The following is a 265-nucleotide window of genomic DNA, read 5'->3' as shown; positions in this document are numbered from 1 at the left end:
CCTGGGCTCCCAGGACACCTTCTACGTTGGGACATTCAAAGGCGTTGGACGTGTATACCAGCAGACCTACGTTGACATCTACGCAAAAGTGGCGCACTGCAAGCTGTATACAACAAAAACACCAATCACTGCAGCAGACCTTCTGAACGACCGTGTGCTGCCATTCTACGCTTCGCATGAACTACCACTACTGCGTATTCTGACTGATCGCGGCACCGAGTACTGTGGCAAACTGGAGCAGCATGATTATCAGCTGTATTTGAGC

General features: G+C 50.9%; 1 pseudogene. It reads left to right on the top strand.

What is annotated here, in order from left to right:
• Window positions 1–265 (top strand): annotated as a pseudogene (locus Q1A48_RS21585) (IS481 family transposase); the annotation flags it as partial.

Origin of the sequence: uncultured Microbulbifer sp. (assembly GCF_947489355.1) — a bacterium.
In the GTDB taxonomy this organism is placed as follows: domain Bacteria; phylum Pseudomonadota; class Gammaproteobacteria; order Pseudomonadales; family Cellvibrionaceae; genus Microbulbifer.
Note: the sequence above shows the minus strand (reverse complement) of the source record. Positions and strands in the feature narration are given on the sequence as shown.